Here is a 19,677-nt window from a genome sequence, read left to right on the forward strand (position 1 = left end):
TTTACGGCATCGCCGTCGCGGCTCCTGCGACCACTTCGGTGGCCAGTGCCTGGGCCTGCTGACGCAGTTCAGGCACCGCCAGGCTTTCCCACAGGCTGCCGATGCGCAGGCTGCCGAGTACGCCCAGCCGTGCCTGCGACTGGCCACCGGCCGCACGCAGGCGGTCGCCCGGCACCGTGCTGTCCAGGCCCAGCCCATGCGGGCCGGGGCGGGCCAGGCCATCGGCCTGCAGCTGCTGCAGCAGCGGATTGCGCAGCGCGCTGGCGCGGGTTTCCACGCCGGTGGCGTTGATCACCCCGCTGATCGTCCAGTGCTGTTCATTGCCGTTGGCATCGCGACCCGACAGCCGCAGGGCATCGCCTTCGCGGCCGACGGATTGCAGGCGGGACCGGTGAATGCGCAGTTGGCCGCTTTCGGTCAGCGCCTGCAGCTGTGCGTCGACCTCTTCGGCGATGCGGTGGCGATGCACGTCCCAGTAGCGCACCACATGGCGCAGGAAACGACGCTGGTCGGCCTCGTCGAGGCTGCACCACAGCGCCTGCCCGTGCGGACGGATGCGGTCCATCACGCCCTGCCACGGCAGGCCATCGGCCTGCGCTTGACGGGCGAAGCCACGCAGCGCACGCAGGCGCTGGCGCAGGTTCATCGGCAGCAGCACCGCCGGATCGAAGCTGGGCAGGCCGCCGTGCGCGTGCGGCAACGGCAGCAGGCCATGGCGCGAGATCACATGCAGCGGGCCGGTATGACCGGCGGCGACCAGCGCCAGCACGGTGTCGGCCATGCTCAGGCCGGAGCCGACAATGGCCACGGCCTGGTCGCCGGCCAGGGTACGCACACCGTCGTAGTCCCAGGCCTCGATCACGTCATCGGCGGGCAGTGCGTCGGCACCGGCCACCGGCAGCGGCCGCATGCTGTTGCCGGTGGCGAGCACCGCCTGCGCGGCATGCAGCGTGCTGCCATCGCCGAGTGTCAGCTGGTAGCCGTGGTCATCAGGCTGCAGGCCCAGTACCGGCTGCGCGATCACCTGCAGCTGCGCCGGGCTCGCCGCGGCGGCCTCCTGCAGGCGCTGCTGCAGGTAGGCAGCAAAGTAATGGCGACACACGTAACGCTCGCCCAGCACCTCGCGCGCCTCGCCCGGGTAGGCGTTGGCGGCCATCAGGTAGTCGAGGAAATCGCCAGGCTGGTCGGCAAACGCACTCATCTTCGCCGCCGGCACGTTCAGCAGGTGCTCCGGCCACGGCGTGGCATAGGCGATGCCCTGCGCCAGCTGCGAAGCCGGTTCGAAGATGGCCAGCGCCAGCGGCGCCTGGGCCTGGCGCAACACCTGGATCGCCACCAGCACCCCGGCCGCACCACCACCGATGATTGCCAGGTCCAGTTCGCCATTACGCGGTGAATCAGTCATGCGCCGATTGTAGGCCATCGGCGATGACGGGCCGGGTTGCCGAAGCGGGCGGTTGCCGCCGTTTCACATCAACGCATCGGCCAGCCGTGCGATGCCTTCGCGGCTGCGCCGCCACGTGGGGCGGCTGCGCCACTGCTGCAGGTCCAGCTGCCGCGACTCACGCAGGTAGCCGTCCTCGATCGCGCACAACTGCTTCACCAGCGCGTGGTCGTAGCAGATCAGGCCGATCTCGGCATTCAGCGCGAACGAACGGATATCCATGTTGATCGAGCCGAGTACGGCGATGTCCTCGTCCACGCTCATGTGCTTGGCGTGCAGGAACTGCGGTTCGTACAGCGCGATGCGCACGCCACAGCGCAGCAGCTCGTCGTAGTAGGCCTCCTGCGCCCATGACGTCAGCCGCTGGTTGTTGCTGGCCGAAAGGATCAGTTGCACCTGCACGCCGGACAAGGCCGCAATGCGCAAGGCGCTCAGCGTGGCTTCGTCGGGCACGAAATACGGGGTGACCATCACCAGCCGGCGCCGCGCCAGGTGGATCAGCGCCGCCACTGCATCGCGTGCGTTGCTGTAGGGATAGGCGGGACCGCTGGGCAGCAGCTGGGTGGCGATGTCGTCGCTGCACTCGGGCACATCGGCGATCACGTCCAGGCGCTGGCCGGTTTCCATGTACCAGTCGCTGGCGAACACCGCTTCCAGATGCGCCACGGCCGGGCCACGCACGCGCGCCACCAGCTCGCGGTTCGGGTGGCCGGGCACGAACTGCGGACCGGCCAGGTTCTGCGAACCGACATAGGCCACTTCGTTGTCGATCACCGCTATCTTGCGGTGATTGCGCAGGTCCATGCGCCCGCTGCGGCGCCAGCGCAGGCCACCGGGCAGCATCGCGCGCACTTCGATGTCGCGCGCTTCCAGGCGCTTGCGATAGGCGCGCAGGCCGCGCTTGGCGCCTACTGCGTCGAGCAGCACGCGGCATTGCACGCCACGTGCAGCCGCACGCTGCAGCGCCTCGACGATCGCCTCGCCCACCGCGTCGTCGAACATCAGGTAGTACAGCAGGTGCACGCGGTCTTCGGCCTGGTCGATGTCGGCGATCAGCGTGTGCAGCGATTCGTCGTAGTCGGTCAGCAGATCGACGGCGTTGCCGTGCACCGGCATGAAGTCGCCCTGGCGCTGCACCAGCGGCACGATCTCGGCGCTGGCGGTGTCCGGCTGCGGGGTCCAGCGCAGGCGATGCTGCAGCGCCTGTTCCTCGCGGATGACCTGCGAGGCCTCGGCCTGGCGGCGGATGCGCTCGCGCGACAGCCACGGGTGGCCGAACAGCAGGTACAGCGGCAGGCCCAGCAGCGGCACGAAGCCCACCAGCAGCAGCCAGCTGCGCGCCGCCCCCGGCGTGGTGCGGGTGGGAATCCAGCACAGCGCGACCAGCCGGATCAGCCAGTCGATCAGCAGCAGATACGAACCCAGCAACCACTCGAACAGCATCGCGTCGCCCGTCGGGAGGTGATGGGCCATTCTGCCCAGCAGGATTTGTAGAGTCGAGCCATGCTCGACTGCCTTTCGAACCGACGGCAGAGAGCCAGCGTGTCGACCAGGGTCGACAGCTACCGGGTGCGGGGAGAGCGTGCCGACCAACGGTCGGCACCCACCACCTGGATGCCAGGCATGAAAAAACCCGCCACAAGGGCGGGTTTCTTCGCGGGGATCAGCAATCCGTGCGGATTACTTGATCTTGCCTTCCTTGTACAGGACGTGCTTGCGCACGACCGGATCGTACTTCAGGAATTCCATCTTCCCCGGGGTGTTCTTCTTGTTCTTGTCGGTCGTGTAGAAGTGGCCGGTACCGGCCGAGGAAATCATACGGACCTTATCGCGCTTGCCTGCCATGATGCTTTACTCCTCAGACCTTTTCGCCGCGCGCACGCAGCTCAGCCAGAACGGAATCAATGCCGTTCTTGTCGATGGTGCGCAGTGCATGCGCGGAAACACGAAGCTTGACCCAGCGGTTCTCGCTGGCCACCCAGAAACGGCGCTCGTGCAGATTCGGCAGGAAACGACGACGGGTCTTGTTGTTGGCGTGCGAGACGTTGTTACCCGTCTGCACTCGCTTGCCGGAAACCTGGCATACGCGGGACATTGCGCACCTCGATAGTAGTAGTTGTCAGCCCGTAGCCCGGGCGACGGCGGCCTCGATGGTTGCCCACCACACGTCAAGAGAATCAAAGGGTTACGCTGGCGTTGGGCGGCCGGGGACGTGCTCCCGGGGGCGCCGCCCGGTAGAAAACCGGACACAGCGAGCCGCGCATTATGCACGGGTTCAAGCACTTGCGCAAGTTACCCACAGGCGGGGACTGAACCGGCAGGGCCGGGGGCACTCCGCCAACCGGCATACTGGCCCGGATCACTGCGGAGCTTTCCATGCGGCTGCTGGCCCTGACCTACGGAACCGAAGGCGATACGCGCCCGCTGGCCATGCTCTGCCATGGGCTGATCGGCGCAGGCCACGCGGTGACACTGCTGGCCGATGGCGGCACCCTGGGCAGCGCGCAGGCCTTGGATGTGCCCCACGCGGCCCTTGAGGGTGACATCCATGACGAAGTGGTCGCCCTGGTGTCGCGTGGCAACGGTGTTGCCGCCGCCAGGTCCGGTCTGGCACGGATGGCGCTGCAGCATGTCAGCGGCTGGATGCGCCAGGCCGATGCGGCTGCCGAAGGCTGCGATGCGATTCTGACCGGCGGACTGGCGGCCTTCGTCGGCATGAGCGTGGGCGAACGCCGCGGAATGCCGGTCATCGGCACCGGCATGATCCCGCTGACCCCGACGCGGGCCTTCCGCTCTCCGTTCCTGCCACCGGGACGCTCGCCGGGCTGGTTGAACCGCGCCAGCTATGGGCTGGTCAACGGCCTGATCTGGCGCCAGTTCCGCCGGCCGATCAACGCGGCACGCCAGCAACTGGGGCAATCGCCGCGCCGCGCGTTGTGGTCCGGCCTGCCGATGCTCTATGGCATCTCGCCGCAGCTGCTGCCGCCACCGGCGGACTGGCCAGCCGACCACATCGTCTGTGGCCAGTGGCGGCTTCCTGATGCGCCGTGGAAGCCCCCGGTCGATCTGCAGGCCTTCCTCGATGCCGGGCCGCCGCCGGTGTACCTGGGCTTTGGCAGCATGACCGGGTTTGATCGCGAGCGCGTGCTGCCGGCCCTGCTGCAGGCGCTGGCGCCACGCCGGGTGCTGCTGTTTCCGGGGTGGGCCGGGCTGCCGACGGGCGCGCTGCCAGCAGATGTGTTCGTGCTCGGCCCGACGCCACACGAAGCACTGTTCCCGCATTGCGCACTCGCCATCCACCATGGTGGCAGCGGCACCACGCATTCGGCCTGCCGCGCCGGCATTCCCTCGCTGGTGATGCCGTTCGCCGCGGATCAGTTCTTCTGGGCCGATCGCCTGCATCGGTTGGGCGTGGCACCGGCACCGTTGTCACCGAAGCGACTGGATGCAGCAACGCTGGCGGCAGCCATCACCTTCGCTGAAACCGACGCAACACGCGCACGCGCGGCAGCCCTGGGCGCGGCGATGAGCCATGAGGACGGGGTGGCACGTGGCGTGGCAATGATCGAGCGCTGGTTGCGGCCGGTGTAACAGCGGCCAGGCCTCAGCGCAGGTGCGGAATCACCTGCGCCAGCAGATGGGCATCCTTGAGCGCGCCGTGCAGGCCGCGCTTGCTTGGGATACGCAGGCGCTGCAGCACGTCGTCCAGCTTGTTGCCCTGACCGGGCCAGCGCCCGCGCGCCAGCTTCAGGCTGCAGGTGACGCGACAGTGCTGGGCCAGCGTGGCAGGAATGCCAGCCAGGCGCAGCTCATTGTCGAGGAAACCCACATCGAAGGTGGCGTTGTGCGCGACCATCTCGCTGCCGCGCAGGAAGTCCAGCAGTTCGGCGGCCTTGCTGGAAAACAGCGGTTTGCCCACCAGCATCGCATCGCTGATGCCATGCACGCGCTGTGCGCCCCAGTCCACCTTGCGCTGCGGCTGCAGGTAGGTGTGGAACTGGCGGCCGCTGAGCTGGCCGTCGATCAGTTCGACGGCACCGATTTCGATCACGCGGTGTCCCAGGCGGTGGGAGATGCCGGTGGTTTCGGTGTCCAGTGCGACGATGCGATTCATGCGTGGCGATGGTTGCTGTTGCGTGCCGCGATGATTTTCGCATGCCTGCGGCAGGAAGCCCTCCCTGTAGCCGAACCCGTGCTCTGCTCACGCGCGAAGCGCGGGCCTTGAGCGCTGGAGCGAGAAGCAGCCGAGCGTGGGCTCGGCTCTACAGGTGCGTGTGCATCACCCCAACGCTTCCACCACCCAATCGATGAACACCCGCAGCCGCTGGCTCATGTGCCGGTTCGGCGGGAACATCACATGCATCGGCATGGGTGGAAGCCGCCAGTCCTGCAGCAGCGGCAGCAATTCGCCGCGCGCCACGTGCGGCGCGGCCATGTAGCTGGGCAGCGCCACCACCCCCAGGCCGGCCAACGCGGCCGCCAGATACGCGTTGCCGTCGTCGAAGCCGACCGTGTAGCGGCCCTGCACCTCGATGCGCTCATCGCCACGTTGTGCAGTGAACACCCGCGCCCGGCCACTGCGCGGGCTGAGGAAGCCGACCATGTAGTGGTCCGGCCCTTCCAGCGCGCGCGGATCGGTCGGCACGCCGAAACGCTGCACATAGCCGGGGCTGGCGTGGAAACCGATCGGCAGCGCCGCCAGCGGCCGCGCCACCAGCGCCGGGTCGGCCGGGGTGCCGCCGCGGATCACGCAGTCAACGTTGTCGGCGATGACGTCGACCTCGCGGTCACTGACGCCGATGTCCAGCTGGATCTCCGGGTAACGCGCCTGGAAATCCGGCAGTGCGGGTACCAGCCGCAACCGCGCGTAGGGTCCGGGTACATCAACCCGCAGGCGGCCGCGCGGCTGGCTGGCCGCGTCACCCAGCCCGCCCTCCACCTCTTCCAGCTCGGCCAGCAGGCGGGCGATGCGCGGGTAGTAAGCCGCGCCATCGGCGGTGACGCTGACCCGTCGGGTGGTGCGGTTGAGCAGGCGCAGCCGCAGGTGTGCCTCCAGCTGCTGCACCAGCTGGGTGACCGTGGTGCGGCTGACCTGCAGAGTCTGCGCGGCGCGGGTGAAGCTGCCGGTTTCCACAACCCGGGCAAAGGCCCGCATCGCCTCGAAACGGTCCATGGCGGGCCATGATTGTTTGGGATTGGCAATCAATCTAGGCTGATAATCGCGGTTTATCCAGACAGCACTGGCGCGGAGGATGGCGTTCTCTCCCACGGATTCCTTCCCATGTCACAGCGTGATGTCGTTTTCCCCACCGGCCGCCAGGCCCTGTACGAGCGCAACCGCTACTCGCCGGCGATCCGATCCAATGGCTTCCTGTTCGTCTCCGGCCAAGTCGGCAGCCGCGAAGACGGCTCGCCCGAGCCGGATTTCGAGGCGCAGGTGCGCCGCGCCTTCGAGAATCTCAATGCGGTGTTGGCTGCCGCAGGCTGCACGTTCGATGACGTGATCGACGTGACCGTGTTCCTGGTCGACCCGGAGAAGAACTTTGAGAAGGCCTGGGCGATCGTGCCCGAGTACTGGGGCGAGGCCCCGCACCCGACCCTGACCGGCATCGGCGTGACCTGGCTGTACGGGTTCCAGTTCGAGATCAAGGTGATCGCGAAGCTGCCTGCAGACCGGTAGTGCCGGCCGCTGGCCGGCAATGTGTCGGGGGTCGAAAAGCGTGTCGACCAAGGTCGACCCCTACCGGGGGGCTGATCGTGCGAAAGCAGCCGAGCGTGGGCTCGGCTCTACAGAAGCGCAGCCCGGTGGGCCGAAAGGCCCGCCCCACCTGAACGGGAGATTCCGACGTATTCCCGAAGCGGCCATTGATATTGTATCCGGCGAAAACCGCTTGCTAGCCTCCCCTTCATGCGCTGGATCACCCGCCACCTCCGTTCGACCCTGCTGATGCTGCTGATGGCGGCATTCGTGGTCGTGCCGGTGGCCGATGCCCTGGCGTGCACGGTGGAACCGCACGCCAGCACGGTGCATGTGGAGTCCACACCGGATTCCGATGGCGACAGCGACGGCAAGCATGTCGGTGCCTGTGGCCACAACCACTGCCACCACTCCAACCTGAGCCTGCCGGCGCACACGATCGCCGCCTTCGGGGCGCCACTGCCGGCGCGCTGGATGAGTGCAGGCGATGCGGCGACCTATGCGGTCGCCCAGGATGAATTGACGCGTCCACCCCGGGCGTGAGTTGAGCGCGTCCCGCGATTGCGGGCTCCCGTTTCACTCACAACCGGAATCCCCCTATGTCGATCCTGACACCTCGGTCGCTGCGTGCGGCCGGGCGGGTCGTCGCCGTGTTGCTGGGCCTGGCCCCGGCGGCATCGGTGATGGCGCAAGCCGCCCCTTCCTACGACACCCTGCTTGAACGCCTGGACCAGCTGCCCGGCACCCGCGTCGGTGCGGCGCTGGCCGAGGCCGCCGACGCGCGCGCCGACCAGGCCCGCGCACTGCCCAACCCTTCCCTGTCCTGGTCGGCCGAGAACGCCTGGGGCACCGGCTCCTATGGCGGCATGGGCAAGGCCGACAGCGTGCTTACCCTGTCCCAGCCATTGGAGGTCTGGGGCCAGCGCGGCGCGCGCGTCCGTGCGGCCCGCGCCGAGGCACAGGCGGCCAACCTGCGTGGCACGCAGAGCCGCAGCGATGTGGCCAGCCAGCTGGCGGTGGTCTACGCACAGGCGGAAAGTGCACTGCGCCGCTACACCCTGGCCGAAGAGGCACTGAGCCTCACCCGCGATGACGCCAACGCCGTCAACGCGATGGTCAAGCAGGGCCGCGAACCGCAACTGCGCGCGGTGCAGGCGCAGAGCGAAGTGGCCAACGCCAACGCCGCACTGGATGAAGCGCAGGCCTTCCGCGATGCCGCGCTGGCCCGCCTGGCCGGTGCTGCACTGCTGGATGCGCCGGTGCAGTCGATCGGCGACAGCCTGCTCGACCGTGCGCCGCCGCTGCCACGCGGCGCCACCGATACCGCACTGGCGGTGCGCATCGCTGAAGCCGAAGCCGATGCGGCGGGCAAACTGGTCGAGGTGGAGCGCAAGCGCGCCCTGCCCGACCTCAGCGTCACCGCCGCGCAGACCCGCTTCCGAGAGGGCGGCGAGCGTGCCTACAACCTCGGGCTCAGCCTCAGCATCCCGCTGTTTGACCGCAACCGCGGTGGCATCCGCGCCGCCAATGCCGACCAGCGCGCGGCCGAAGCGCGCCTGGACCAGCAGCGCCGCGACAGCGAGGCGGCACGCCTCTCCGCCGTGGCCGGTTTGAAGGCCGCCGGCAGCCGAACCCGCGCCGCCGATGAAAGCGTGGTCGCCGCCGAAGAGGCGTATCGCCTGGCCCGCATCGGCTTCGACGCCGGACGCATCTCGCAGCTGGAACTGCGCAGCACGCGCAGCGCTCTTATCGCCGCCCGCGCCGCCGCCGTGGATGCGCGCCTGTCGCGCGTCGGCGCGGAAATCGATCTTGCCCGCCTTGAAGGGCGCGCACCCTTTGTGGAGGCCCCATGACTCTCTCCCGTACTTTTCCGCTGATCGGCGGCATGCTGCTGACTGTGCTGCTGGCCGGCTGCGCTGGCAACGCGCAGACACCTGCCAATGAAGACCCCGCTGCGACCAAGGCCGGCACCGACGACAGCCATGGCCACGCGCCCGGCAGCAAGGAAGCCAAAGCCGAATCCGCGAAGACGCCGGCAGACACCGATGAAGGCGTGGTACCGCTGACCCCTGAGCAGATCAAGGCGTCCGGTATCGAAGTGGTTGCCGTCGGTCGCGGCGGTGGCGGTTCCACCCGCCTCGCCGGTCGGGTGGAACCCTCGGTCGGTGCCCGTGCCTCGGTGGCCTCGACCGTGACCGGCCGCGTCGAGCGCGTACTGGTCGCGCCGGGCACGGCGGTGAAACAGAACCAGGCGCTGGCCATCGTGGTCAGTGGCGAGGCAGCGGTGTTCCGCGCCAATGCGCTGGCCGCATCCGCCGAAGCCGAGGCCGCACGCCTGGCCTATGGCCGCGACAAGGCCCTGGTCGACCAGGGCGTGGTCGCCCGCCAGGAGCTGGAAGCCTCGCGTGCGCGTTCGCTGGCGGCACAGGCCCAGGCCGCTGCCGCACAGGCACAGGCCGCGGCCAACGGTGCGCCCGATGCCAGTGGACGCGTGCGCATCACCAGCCCGGTGGCCGGCATCGTCGGCAACGTGCAGGTCACGCCGGGCGGTGTGGTCGCCGCCGGCAGTGCGGTGGCCGACGTCGCCGACCCGTCGATGAACGAGCTGGTGTTCACCGCACCGCCAGCGCTGGCTGCACAGGTCATGCCCGGCATGAAGCTGGAAGTAAGCGTGCCGGGTGGCAGCTTCACCGCTACCGTCACCGGTTCGGCCGCCGATGTACGGCAGCAGGGCGGCGTCGCAGTGATCCGCGCCACGCCGGTGGATGCATCGCTGCCGCCGGCCGGTTCGCCGGTATCGGCCGTGGTGGTCACCGAAGGCCAGGACGGCTCGCTCAGCGTGCCCGCCGATGCGGTGCAGAACGTCGATGGAAGCAGCGCGGTGTTCGTCGCCGTCGAAGGTGGCTTCAAGGCGCAGCCAGTGCTGGCCGGGCGCCGTGCCGGTGACCGCATCGAGATCCTCGGTGGCCTGAGTGGCAACGAGCGCATCGTCGGTGCCAACGCCTTCCTGCTCAAGGCCGAGCTGGCCAAGGGCGAAGCCGAGCACGGCCACTGAGGAGGCGATCATGTTCAAGCTGATCATTGAAACAGCGGTGCGCCACCGCTGGCTGGTGGTGTTCATGGCGGCGCTGATCGCCGCCGTGGGCCTGTTCCAGCTGGGCAAGCTGCCGATCGACGCCGTGCCGGACATCACCAACCGCCAGGTGCAGATCAACACGGTGGCCCCGGCGCTGACCCCGGAGCAGATCGAACGGCAGGTGACCTATCCGCTGGAAACCGCGCTGGCCGGCATTCCCGGCCTGACCACCACGCGTTCGCTGTCGCGCAATGGCTTCTCGCAGGTCACCGCGATCTTCACCGATGCCACCGACATCTACTTCGCCCGCCAGCAGGTGGCCGAACGCATGCGCGAGGCATCGGAAGACCTGCCCGATGGTGCGTCGCCGATGCTGTCGCCGGTCACCACCGGCCTCGGCGAGGTGCTGATGTGGACGGTGGACTTCACCGCGTTCGATCCGACCAGGCTGGCCAAGCCCGGTGAAGCCGGCTGGCAGGCCGGCGAGGTCTACCGCACGCCGGAAGGCAACCTGCTGCGCACGCCGGAAGAGCGCGCGACCTACCTGCGCACCGTGCAGGACTGGATCATCGCGCCGCAGATGCGCTCCAGCCCGGGGCTGGCCGGGGTCGATACGGTCGGCGGCTACGTCAAGGAATACGGCGTGCATCCGGACAGCGCCAAACTGGCCGCGCATGGCCTCGGCCTGGCCGACCTGGTCACTGCCCTGCAGCGTTCCAACGTGCAGGCCGGCGCCGGCTTCGTGCAGCGTGCCGGCGAAGGCCTCGTGGTGCGTGCCGATGGCCTGGCGCTGACCACCGAGGATCTTGCACAGGCGCCGGTGGCCACCCGCAATGGCGTGGTGGTACGCGTGGCCGATGTGGCCACCGTGGAACTGAGCCGCGCGCCGCGCCTGGGTGCAGCCAGCCGCAACGGCCACGAGGCCGTGCTGGGCACCGCGCTGATGATTGCCGGTGGCAACAGCCGCACCGTGGCGCAGGCCGCAGCCGCACGTCTGGAACAGGTGAACACGTCGCTGCCGGCCGACATCGTGGCCGCACCGGTGCTGGACCGCAGTGTGCTGGTCAATTCCACCATCAAGACCGTGGCCCGGAACCTCACCGAGGGCGCGCTGCTGGTGGTGGTGGTGCTGTTCCTGCTGCTGGGCAACCTGCGCGCGGCCACCATCACCGCGCTGGTGATTCCGCTGTCGTTCCTGTTCGCGGTGATCGGCATGAACCGCTTCGGCATCAGCGGCAACCTGATGAGCCTGGGTGCACTGGACTTCGGCATCCTGGTGGACGGTGCGGTGATCGTGGTCGAGTCGACGCTGCTGATGCTGGGCCAGCGCCGCGCCGAACTGGGCCGGGCGCTGACCGCGATGGAACGGCTGCGCGTGGCCGCCGATTCCGCGCTGAAGATGGCGCGCCCGGCGGCGTTCGGCCAGCTGATCATCCTGCTGGTGTTCGCGCCGATCCTCACCCTGGAAGGTGTGGAGGGCAAGACGTTCCACCCGATGGCGGCGACCTTCATGCTGGCCCTGGTCGGTGCCTTCCTGTTCTCCTTCACCTTCGTGCCGGCGATGACGGCGCTGCTGGTGCGCGAGCCGAAGCTGAAGGACGGCAATGCACATGCAGACGACGGCGAGCACGAGACCAGGCTGATACGCGTGCTGCGCGCGCGCATCGAGCCGGTGATCCGCAAGGCTGTGGCGCATCCGCGCACGGTAGTGGCCAGTGCGGTGATGATGGTGGTGGTGGTGGGCATCGGCTCGTTCTCGCTGCTGGGCCGCGAGTTCATGCCGACGCTGGACGAAGGTAACGTGGCGATGCAGGCGTTGCGCGTGCCGTCGACGTCGCTGGAGCAGTCACTGGCCATGCAACTGGCGTTGGAAAAGGTGATTGCCAAGCAGCCGGAAGTGGAGACCGTGTTCTCGCGTACCGGTACCGCCGAGGCGGCGATCGATCCGATGCCGACCAACATCTCCGACAGCGTGATCGTGCTGAAGCCACGCAAGGACTGGCCCGATCCGAAGTTGGCCAAGGACGCGCTGGTGGCCCGTTTCGAAAAGCTGGCCGGGCAGCAGCTGGGCAACAGTTTCGAGTTCAGCCAGCCGATCGAGCTGCGCTTCAACGAGCTGATTTCCGGCGTGCGTACCGACCTGGCCGTAATGATCTTCGGCGATGACTTCAGCCAGCTGCAGAAGGTGGCCGACCAGGTGGCGCTGAAGCTGCGTGCGGTGGGTGGCGCGGCCGACGTGCGGGTGGAACAGATCTCCGGCCTGCCCACGCTGAAGGTGGCGATCGATCATGTGGCGGCGGCGCAGTATGGGCTGACTGCGGCGGATGTGAGTGATGCACTGTCCACCGGCATCGGCGGTACTGCGGCGGGCAAGATCTTCGAAGGCGACCGCCGCTTCAACGTGGTGGTGCGCCTGGACGATGCCGCGCGCAACGATCCGGACCAGCTGGCATCGCTGCCGATCGCCACGCCATCGGGGCTGGTGATTCCGTTGTCGTCGGTGGCGCGCATTACCGTGAGCGAAGGGCCGAACCAGATCAGCCGCAACAACGGCAGCCGCCGCGTGGTGGTGCAGGCCAACGTGCGTGGCCGCGACCTGGGCGGCTTCGTCGGCGAAGCGCAGGCCGCGGTAGCCGACGTGGCACTGCCGCCGGGTGCCTACCTGACCTGGGGTGGCCAGTTCGAGAACCTGCAGCGCGCGGAAAAGCGGCTGGCGACGGTGGTACCGGTAGTGTTCCTGCTGATCGGCAGCCTGCTGTTCATGGCGCTGCGCAGCGGCAAGGAAGCCATTCTGGTGTTCAGCTGCGTGCCGTTGGCGCTGGTCGGCGGCATCCTCGCGCTGCTGCTGCGTGGCATGCCGTTCTCGGTATCGGCGGCGGTTGGCTTCATCGCCGTCTCCGGCGTGGCGACCTTGAACGGCTTGGTGTTGATGCAGGCGATCCGCGAGCGCCTCGACGCCGGCGACCTGCCGCTGCAGGCGGCGATCAACGGTGCCTCCAGCCGCATCCGCGCGGTGCTGACCACGGCGCTGGTAGCGATCGTCGGCTTCATTCCGATGGCGATTGCCAGCGGTTCCGGTGCGGAGGTGCAGAAGCCGCTGGCGACGGTGGTGATCGGTGGCCTGATCACCGCCACCGTGCTGACCCTGCTGGTGCTGCCGACGTTTGCCGCACGCGTGGCCAAGCCGCGGGCGGTGGGGTGAGGTGAGAGGGGGTCGGAGCCCCGCCCTTCGGGCGGGGCTCTGACCCGATCGCATCACGCTCGCCGGGCATGGCCCGGCGCTACCACCGCGCATTCTGGTAGCGCCGGGCCATGCCCGGCGACGCGTCGGGTCAGGCCTTCTTGCGCTCGGCGATGTAGGCCTGGATCTGCTGTTCCAGCACAGGCAGCGGCACCGAGCCCTGCTTGAGCAGGGTGTCGTGGAAACCCTTGATGTCGAACTTGTCGCCCAGCTCCTTCTCGGCCTGCGCACGCAGGCGCACGATGGCGATCTCGCCCAGCTTGTAGCTCAGCGCCTGGCCCGGCCAGGAAATGTAGCGATCCACTTCGGTGGTCACTTCATGCTCGCTCAGCGCGGTGTGGTCACGCAGGTAGGCCAACGCCTGCTCGCGGGTCCAGCCCTTGCTGTGCACGCCGGTGTCGATCACCAGGCGTGCAGCACGCCACATCTCGTAGGTCAGGCGGCCGAAATCCTCGTACGGGGTTTCATAGATGCCCATTTCCACGCCCAGCTTCTCGCAGTACAGCGCCCAGCCTTCGCCATAGGCGGAGATGTAGGCGTTGCGGCGGAACTCGGGCAGGTTCTTCTGCTCGGCGGCGATGGCGCCCTGCAACGCGTGGCCCGGATCGGACTCATGCAGGGTCAGTGCCGGCAGGTTGTACAGCGGGCGCGACGGCAGGTTGTAGGTGTTGAGCCAATAGGTGCCCATGCCACCGCGGCCGGCGGTCCAGAACGGCGCGATGTCCGGCGGCACCGGCACGATGGTGAAGCGCGCGCGCGGCAACGTCATGTATTTACCCAGCTGGCCATCGGCGCGCTTGGAGATCCACGCGGCACGCGACAGCAGTTCTTCCGGTGTCTTGGCATAGAACTGCGGATGGGTGCGCAGGAAGGCCAGGAACTCGGCGAAGCTGCCCTTGAACTTCACCTGCTTGATGATGTCGTTCATTTCCTTCTGGATGCGTGCGACTTCATCCAGGCCGATGCGGTGGATCTCGTCCGGCGACAGGTCCAGCGTGGTGTATTCGTGGATCTGCTGCTTGTAGTACGCCTTGCCGTCGGGCATCGCTTCGGCGGCCAGGGTGGTGCGCGCCTGCGGCACGTACTCGTTGACGAAGAAGGTGCGCAGCTGCTGGAACGCCGGCACCACCTTGCCGCTGATCGCTTCACGCGCCTGCGCCTGCAGCCTGGCCTGTTCGGCCGCCGGAACGGTGTTGGGCAGCTTCTTGAACGGCGCGTACAGTGGCGACTCGGTCGGGTCCTTCAACTCGGCGACGGTGGCGATGGACACCTCGCGGCCATCGAGCACCGCGCGCGGCACGCTGAAGCCACGCTTCAGGCCGGCGCGCATGTTCTCTGTCTGCTGCCCGAAATAGCGCGGCACATCGTTCAGCCGTGCGATGTAGTTCTGGTAATCCTGCACGGTCTTCATCTCGCGCCGGGCCATGAAGGACAGGTTGGACCAGAACGAGGAGTCGGCGTTGAACGGCATCTCGTAGCCGCGCAGGCGCACCTCTTCGGCGAGGTTGAACACCTGGTCGCGGTAGATCGCGTAGTTGACCTGGTTGTCGGGCGACAGGGTCTTCGGGTCGATCTTCTTCAGCGCGGCCAGGGTCTCGTCCCACACCTTCAGGCGCGCCTGCTGCGCGGCCGGGCCGACGTCGGGCATGCGGGTGGCATTGGCCGGGGCGTCCTCGTCCTCGCTGGCCTCGCCGCCGCCATCCTGGCGCCACTTCCATTCCTTCTCGTACACCGCACGGAAGGCGGCGTCGGCGGGCGATTCGGTGGCCACGCTGGCCGGCGCGGCGGTGGCGGGCGGTGCAGCCAGCGCCACAGCGGGGGCGGACAGGGCGAGCAGCAGGGCAACGGCAAGACGGGTTTTCACGAGCACAGGTTCCCGGGAAGGCAGACCCCGATCATGGCACCGCCCACGGTCCAAGGCATGGGACGAAGGTCCTGCCTGCGCAGCAGGCAGGACCGGGAACCGCCCGCAGGCCGGGGACCCAGCGGCGCAGGCGCGTGGTAGAGCCGACTGTCAGTCGGCTGCTCTTCCGCCACATGCAGCAAAGCCCGCGCTCCGCGCGAAAGTCGACTGACAGTCGACTCTACCCACAGCAGGCAGGACCGGGCCCCGGCCGAAGGCGCGTGGTAGCGCCGACTGGGTAGAGCCGACTGTTAGTCGGCTGCTCTTCCGCCAAACGTGGCAAAGCCCGCGCTCCGCGCGAAAGTCGACTGACAGTCGACTCTACCCATGGCAGGCACCCCGCAGGCCTCAGTGGCTGGCCTTGTCGCGCTTCCAGCCGCGGTGCTTGATGTCCAGGTGCAGGCTGTACAGCGCGGTGAACGCCGGGAACAGGTTCTGCAGCACACCCACCGAGTCCTGCTTGGCCGAGAACAGGAAGTAGCTCAGCGTCATCAGGCTGCCGATCACGCTCATGTACCAAAACAGGCGCGGGATGACGGGCTTGCCGGCACGCTTGGAGGCGATGAACTGGACCAGCCAGCGGCCGCCGAACATCAGTGCGCCGGTGTAACCGATCAGCTTCCAGCCGGTTACATGCAGGCCGGTCCAGTACAGCCAGGTCAAGGGCTGATCCAGCCAGTGAAGCTCCAGATCCATCAGCGCTCCTCCACCGCGGTGCGCTTGCTTCGGGTGATCAGCCAGGCCACGCCACGCAGATCGCGGATGCCGACCAGCGCACGGCCGAGGTTGTTGTACTTGGACACGCCAGCGGTACGGTGGCGGTGGTTGACCGGCACACTGGTGGTCTTCCAGCCGGCGCGCTGCATCAGCGCCGGCAGATAGCGGTGCATGTGGTCGAAATACGGCAGGTCGAGGAACGCGCTGCGTTCGAACAGCTTGATGCCGCAACCGGTGTCGGGGGTGTCGTCGCGCAGCATGCGCGCACGGATGGCATTGGCCCAGCGACTGGCCCAGCGCTTGCTGCTGCTGTCCTGCCGGTTGACGCGCCAACCGGCGAACAGCTTCACCTGCGTGTCGGCGGCGTCGCGTGCGGCGAGCAGCTTGGGAATATCGGCCGGATCGTTCTGGCCATCGCCATCCAGGGTCGCGATCCACGGCGCCCGCGCATGCTTGACGCCGGTGCGCACCGCCGTGCTCTGCCCGCTCTGGTTCACATGGTGCAGCACGCGCAGTTCCGGGGTGGTTGCCTTCAGCCCCTGCAGCACCGCCAGGGTGTCATCACGCGAGTGGTCGTCGATGTAGACGATCTCGAACGGCAGTCGGCCACGCAGCGCAGCGGTGATTTCGGCGACCAGCGGGGCAACATTGTCGCGCTCGTTGAACACCGGGACGACAACGGAAAGCTCGGGTTGGCTCATAAGGCACTCGGCCAAAGGGGGGACAAAGACCGCGCATTCTCCGAAACCGAGGTTATCCGAAGATGAACCCGGCGGCGTGAGGATCCGTCCTCAGGCGCGATCGCCAAAATACTCGCGGCACCACTGCACCACAGGCGGCAGGCCTTGTTCGATCGGGGTCACCGCATCGAAGCCGAAAGCGTCATGTGCGCGCCGGGTATCGGCCATCGTGCGCACCATGTCGCCGGGCTGCATGGGCTTGTAGACCTTCTGCGCAGGGCGGCCGGCGGCCTGCTCGATCACGCTGATGAAGCGCTCCAGCTCGACCGGCGTATGGTTGCCGAGGTTGAACACCCGGTGCGGCACCGGGCCGTCGGCCGGATGCGCGAGGGCGCCGAGGATACCGGACACGATGTCGGAGACATGTGTGAAATCGCGCTGCATACGGCCTTCGTTGAACACGTCGATCGGCCGACCGGCCAGCACCGCGCGCGAGAACAGCAGCGGTGCCATGTCCGGCCGGCCCCACGGGCCATACACGGTGAAGAATCGCAGCCCGGTGGCATGCAGGCCGTACAGCTGTGCGTAGGTGTAGGCCATCAGCTCGTTGGCCGCCTTGGTCGCCGCGTACAGCGAGCGCGGCTGGTCCACGCGCTGGTCCTCGGAGAACGGCGGCGTGGCCGAGTCGCCATACACCGAACTGCTGGAGGCATACACCAGGTGCTGCACGCCACGGTGGCGGCACAGCTCGAGCATGTTGACGAAGCCGACCAGGTTGCTATCGACGTAGGCCTGCGGGTTTTCCAGCGAATAGCGCACGCCGGCCTGTGCAGCCAGATGGATCACGGCGGTCGGCTTCACTTCGTCGAACAGCGCGGCCAGGCCTTCGTTATCGGTCAGGTCCAGCGTGCGCAGGTCCAGCGCCGGGCACAGCGCGGCCACGCGGTCACGCTTGATCTGCGGGTCGTAGTAATCGTTGAAGTTGTCCAGACCGACCACGGCCTGGCCGGCCTCCAGCAGCGCGCGGGCGGTGTAGGCACCGATGAAGCCGGCAGCGCCGGTAAGCAGGATGGTCATCGCGGGTCTCGATCAAAGCACCCCGCTGCCATCGGCGTGGCCGACGTCGCGGGGATGCGTCGGCCGGCGTGATGTGGCGCCGGGTTCAGCCCTGGCGCGTACGCAGCTTTTCCAGCACGCCGTCCAGGGTGTCCAGATCGGTGTAGTGGATGATCAGCTTGCCCTTGCCGCCACGGCCGTGGTTGATCGCCACCTTGGCACCCAGCGCTTCGGACAGTTCGGTTTCCAGCGAGGCGATGTCGGCCTGCTGCACCTTCGGCGTCGCCACCGGGCGGTTGCTCGGCACCTTGCCGGCGGCGAAGGCCTGCGCACGGCGCTCGACCTCGCGCACCGACCAGCCTTCATCGGCCGCTTCCTGCGCCAGCTTGCCGGCCAGCTCGGGAGCCAGGGTCAGCAGCGCGCGGGCGTGGCCCATTTCCAGGCGGCGGGTTTCCAGCAGCAGCCGGATCGCCACCGGCAGCTCCAGCAGGCGCAGCAGGTTGGACACCGCCGCGCGCGAGCGGCCGACGGCCTCGGCGGCCTCGGCATGGGTCAGGGTGAACTCGCTGATCAGGCGCTGCAGCGCCTCGGCTTCTTCCAGCGGGTTGAGGTCTTCGCGCTGGATGTTCTCGATCAGCGCCATCGCGATGACGGTGCGGTCTTCCAGCTCGCGCACCACCACCGGCACTTCGTCCAGCCCGGCCAGCTGCGATGCGCGCCAACGGCGTTCACCAGCGACGATTTCGTAGTTGCCCGCCGGCAGCTGGCGCACCAGGATCGGCTGGATCACGCCCTGCGACTTGATCGAGTCGGCCAGCTCGGACAGCTTGCCCTCGTCCATCTCGCGGCGCGGCTGGTACTTGCCCGGCTGCAGCTGGCCGACCGGCAACTTGCGCAGCACTTCACCCGGCAGCGGCTCGATCACCGCGGTGGTGGCCTGCACCTGGCTGACCGCGCCCTTCGGGCCCAGCAGCGCGTCCAGGCCACGGCCGAGGCCTCGCTTCTTGGCTGCCGGCTTGCTGCTGGTCATCAGACGGTCTCCACGGCCTTGCCGGCCTTGTTGCGTTCGTTGTTGCGGCGGATGATCTCGCCGGCCAGGCCCAGGTAGGCCACGCCACCGCGCGAGGCGCGGTCGTAGCCGACGATGCTCTGGCCATGGCTGGGTGCCTCGGCCAGGCGCACGTTGCGCGGCACGATGGTGCGGAACACGCGGTCGCCGAAGTGCTCGGTGAGCTCGGCCGAGACCGCATTGGCCAGGTTGTTGCGCACGTCGAACATGGTGCGCAGCACGCCTTCGATCTCCAGCGCGGGGTTCAGGCTGGTGCGCAGCGCTTCGATGGTTTCCACCAGCGCGCTCAGGCCTTCCAGTGCGTAGTACTCGCACTGCATCGGCACGATCACCGAATCGGCGGCGGCCAGCGCGTTGAGCGTCAGCAGCGACAGCGCCGGCGGGCAATCGATCAGGATGTAGTCGTACTCGTCGCGGATCGGCGCCAGCGCGCGCTTCAGCCGCTGCTCGCGCTCGCTCTGGCCCATCAGCTGGATCTCGGCGGCGGTCAGGTCGATGTTGCCCGGCAGCAGGTCGTAGCCTTCGGCGGTCTGCACGCGCACATCGGCGGCGCTGTTCTCGCCCAGCAGCAGATCGCAGGTGGAGGCCGCCAGCTCACGCTTGTCCACGCCGCTGCCCATGGTCGCGTTGCCCTGCGAGTCCAGGTCGACCAACAGCACGCGCTTGGGTGCGTTGGCCAGGGAAGCGGCCAGGTTGACGGCGGTCGTGGTCTTGCCGACGCCACCCTTCTGGTTGGCGATGGCGATGATGCGGGCCATGCGGGTGTGCCTCGTCGACGGATGGTTGGGACCGG

18 protein-coding genes are annotated in these 19,677 nt (G+C 68.1%); 6 read left to right on the plus strand and 12 right to left on the minus strand.

Annotated elements, in window-relative coordinates:
• Position 1 precedes the first annotated feature (1 nt).
• The 4 genes from AC5P8J_RS12265 to rpmB form a co-directional block, all read right to left on the minus strand.
• Entirely contained in the window at positions 2 to 1,423 is a 1,422-nt protein-coding gene (locus AC5P8J_RS12265; protein ID WP_227853717.1) for an FAD/NAD(P)-binding protein, read from the minus strand.
• A gap of 45 nt (positions 1,424 to 1,468) precedes the next feature.
• Positions 1,469 to 2,887, minus strand: a complete 1,419-nt coding sequence (gene cls, locus AC5P8J_RS12270; protein WP_021203520.1) for a cardiolipin synthase — start codon at positions 2,885 to 2,887, stop codon at positions 1,469 to 1,471.
• A gap of 237 nt (positions 2,888 to 3,124) precedes the next feature.
• Positions 3,125 to 3,292 (minus strand): 50S ribosomal protein L33, encoded by a 168-nt coding sequence (rpmG, locus tag AC5P8J_RS12275; RefSeq protein ID WP_169411268.1) that lies wholly within the window; start codon positions 3,290 to 3,292, stop codon positions 3,125 to 3,127.
• A 10-nt stretch (positions 3,293 to 3,302) separates the two neighbouring features.
• On the minus strand, positions 3,303 to 3,539 hold the full coding sequence (gene rpmB, locus AC5P8J_RS12280) for a 50S ribosomal protein L28 (RefSeq protein WP_005411638.1): 237 nt from the start codon (positions 3,537 to 3,539) through the stop codon (positions 3,303 to 3,305).
• A 281-nt stretch (positions 3,540 to 3,820) separates the two neighbouring features.
• On the opposite strand from rpmB, the gene AC5P8J_RS12285 reads away from it, so the two are divergent.
• Positions 3,821 to 5,035, plus strand: coding sequence for a glycosyltransferase (locus AC5P8J_RS12285; RefSeq protein WP_227853716.1), 1,215 nt, complete (start codon positions 3,821 to 3,823; stop codon positions 5,033 to 5,035).
• Positions 5,036 to 5,048: 13 nt separating this feature from the next.
• On the opposite strand, the gene dnaQ is transcribed toward AC5P8J_RS12285, so the two are convergent.
• Positions 5,049 to 5,558: a DNA polymerase III subunit epsilon gene (dnaQ, locus tag AC5P8J_RS12290; protein WP_021203522.1), complete on the minus strand. Its 510-nt coding sequence runs from the start codon at positions 5,556 to 5,558 to the stop codon at positions 5,049 to 5,051.
• Positions 5,559 to 5,723: 165 nt separating this feature from the next.
• A complete protein-coding gene (locus tag AC5P8J_RS12295; protein ID WP_021203523.1) occupies positions 5,724 to 6,617 on the minus strand; it encodes a LysR family transcriptional regulator in 894 nt (297 codons plus the stop codon).
• Positions 6,618 to 6,725: 108 nt separating this feature from the next.
• On the opposite strand from AC5P8J_RS12295, the gene AC5P8J_RS12300 reads away from it, so the two are divergent.
• The 5 genes from AC5P8J_RS12300 (at position 6,726) to AC5P8J_RS12320 (ending at position 13,420) form a co-directional block, all read left to right on the plus strand.
• Positions 6,726 to 7,124, plus strand: a complete 399-nt coding sequence (locus AC5P8J_RS12300) for a RidA family protein (protein WP_021203524.1) — start codon at positions 6,726 to 6,728, stop codon at positions 7,122 to 7,124.
• A gap of 228 nt (positions 7,125 to 7,352) precedes the next feature.
• The gene (locus AC5P8J_RS12305) at positions 7,353 to 7,685 is read left to right on the plus strand and encodes a hypothetical protein (protein WP_021203525.1); all 333 of its coding nucleotides are present in this window, start codon (positions 7,353 to 7,355) and stop codon (positions 7,683 to 7,685) included.
• A gap of 56 nt (positions 7,686 to 7,741) precedes the next feature.
• Entirely contained in the window at positions 7,742 to 8,995 is a 1,254-nt protein-coding gene (locus AC5P8J_RS12310) for a TolC family protein (RefSeq protein ID WP_065185918.1), read from the plus strand.
• Entirely contained in the window at positions 8,992 to 10,197 is a 1,206-nt protein-coding gene (locus AC5P8J_RS12315) for an efflux RND transporter periplasmic adaptor subunit (protein WP_111128566.1), read from the plus strand. Before AC5P8J_RS12310 ends, AC5P8J_RS12315 begins: the two co-directional genes overlap by 4 nt.
• A gap of 10 nt (positions 10,198 to 10,207) precedes the next feature.
• Positions 10,208 to 13,420 (plus strand): efflux RND transporter permease subunit, encoded by a 3,213-nt coding sequence (locus tag AC5P8J_RS12320; protein ID WP_495216838.1) that lies wholly within the window; start codon positions 10,208 to 10,210, stop codon positions 13,418 to 13,420.
• A 130-nt stretch (positions 13,421 to 13,550) separates the two neighbouring features.
• On the opposite strand, the gene AC5P8J_RS12325 is transcribed toward AC5P8J_RS12320, so the two are convergent.
• The 6 genes from AC5P8J_RS12325 to AC5P8J_RS12350 form a co-directional block, all read right to left on the minus strand.
• Positions 13,551 to 15,323, minus strand: a complete 1,773-nt coding sequence (locus AC5P8J_RS12325) for a DUF885 domain-containing protein (RefSeq protein WP_494540186.1) — start codon at positions 15,321 to 15,323, stop codon at positions 13,551 to 13,553.
• Between the two features lie 387 nt (positions 15,324 to 15,710).
• Entirely contained in the window at positions 15,711 to 16,058 is a 348-nt protein-coding gene (locus AC5P8J_RS12330; RefSeq protein ID WP_058979230.1) for a lipid-A-disaccharide synthase N-terminal domain-containing protein, read from the minus strand.
• Positions 16,058 to 16,780 (minus strand): glycosyltransferase family 2 protein, encoded by a 723-nt coding sequence (locus AC5P8J_RS12335; RefSeq protein WP_227853713.1) that lies wholly within the window; start codon positions 16,778 to 16,780, stop codon positions 16,058 to 16,060. Before AC5P8J_RS12335 ends, AC5P8J_RS12330 begins: the two co-directional genes overlap by 1 nt.
• A 90-nt stretch (positions 16,781 to 16,870) precedes the next feature.
• Positions 16,871 to 17,836, minus strand: coding sequence for an NAD-dependent epimerase/dehydratase family protein (locus AC5P8J_RS12340; protein ID WP_111102317.1), 966 nt, complete (start codon positions 17,834 to 17,836; stop codon positions 16,871 to 16,873).
• 85 nt (positions 17,837 to 17,921) lie between these two features.
• Positions 17,922 to 18,845, minus strand: a complete 924-nt coding sequence (locus AC5P8J_RS12345; protein ID WP_005411652.1) for a ParB/RepB/Spo0J family partition protein — start codon at positions 18,843 to 18,845, stop codon at positions 17,922 to 17,924.
• Positions 18,845 to 19,642: a ParA family protein gene (locus tag AC5P8J_RS12350; RefSeq protein WP_019661751.1), complete on the minus strand. Its 798-nt coding sequence runs from the start codon at positions 19,640 to 19,642 to the stop codon at positions 18,845 to 18,847. The genes AC5P8J_RS12345 and AC5P8J_RS12350 overlap by 1 nt, the downstream gene beginning before the upstream one ends.
• Positions 19,643 to 19,677 lie beyond the last annotated feature (35 nt).

This window comes from Stenotrophomonas sp. YJH_SMC_37 (assembly GCF_059370035.1).

Coding starts and splice junctions, on each gene's coding strand:
- AC5P8J_RS12265 (WP_227853717.1), bottom strand. CDS start 1,423: ATGGCCTACAATCGGCGCATGACTGATTCACCGCGTAATGGCGAACTG.
- cls (WP_021203520.1), bottom strand. CDS start 2,887: ATGCTGTTCGAGTGGTTGCTGGGTTCGTATCTGCTGCTGATCGACTGG.
- rpmB (WP_005411638.1), bottom strand. CDS start 3,539: ATGTCCCGCGTATGCCAGGTTTCCGGCAAGCGAGTGCAGACGGGTAAC.
- AC5P8J_RS12285 (WP_227853716.1), top strand. CDS start 3,821: ATGCGGCTGCTGGCCCTGACCTACGGAACCGAAGGCGATACGCGCCCG.
- dnaQ (WP_021203522.1), bottom strand. CDS start 5,558: ATGAATCGCATCGTCGCACTGGACACCGAAACCACCGGCATCTCCCAC.
- AC5P8J_RS12295 (WP_021203523.1), bottom strand. CDS start 6,617: ATGGACCGTTTCGAGGCGATGCGGGCCTTTGCCCGGGTTGTGGAAACC.
- AC5P8J_RS12300 (WP_021203524.1), top strand. CDS start 6,726: ATGTCACAGCGTGATGTCGTTTTCCCCACCGGCCGCCAGGCCCTGTAC.
- AC5P8J_RS12305 (WP_021203525.1), top strand. CDS start 7,353: ATGCGCTGGATCACCCGCCACCTCCGTTCGACCCTGCTGATGCTGCTG.
- AC5P8J_RS12310 (WP_065185918.1), top strand. CDS start 7,742: ATGTCGATCCTGACACCTCGGTCGCTGCGTGCGGCCGGGCGGGTCGTC.
- AC5P8J_RS12315 (WP_111128566.1), top strand. CDS start 8,992: ATGACTCTCTCCCGTACTTTTCCGCTGATCGGCGGCATGCTGCTGACT.
- AC5P8J_RS12320 (WP_495216838.1), top strand. CDS start 10,208: ATGTTCAAGCTGATCATTGAAACAGCGGTGCGCCACCGCTGGCTGGTG.
- AC5P8J_RS12330 (WP_058979230.1), bottom strand. CDS start 16,058: ATGGATCTGGAGCTTCACTGGCTGGATCAGCCCTTGACCTGGCTGTAC.
- AC5P8J_RS12335 (WP_227853713.1), bottom strand. CDS start 16,780: ATGAGCCAACCCGAGCTTTCCGTTGTCGTCCCGGTGTTCAACGAGCGC.
- AC5P8J_RS12340 (WP_111102317.1), bottom strand. CDS start 17,836: ATGACCATCCTGCTTACCGGCGCTGCCGGCTTCATCGGTGCCTACACC.
- AC5P8J_RS12345 (WP_005411652.1), bottom strand. CDS start 18,845: ATGACCAGCAGCAAGCCGGCAGCCAAGAAGCGAGGCCTCGGCCGTGGC.
- AC5P8J_RS12350 (WP_019661751.1), bottom strand. CDS start 19,642: ATGGCCCGCATCATCGCCATCGCCAACCAGAAGGGTGGCGTCGGCAAG.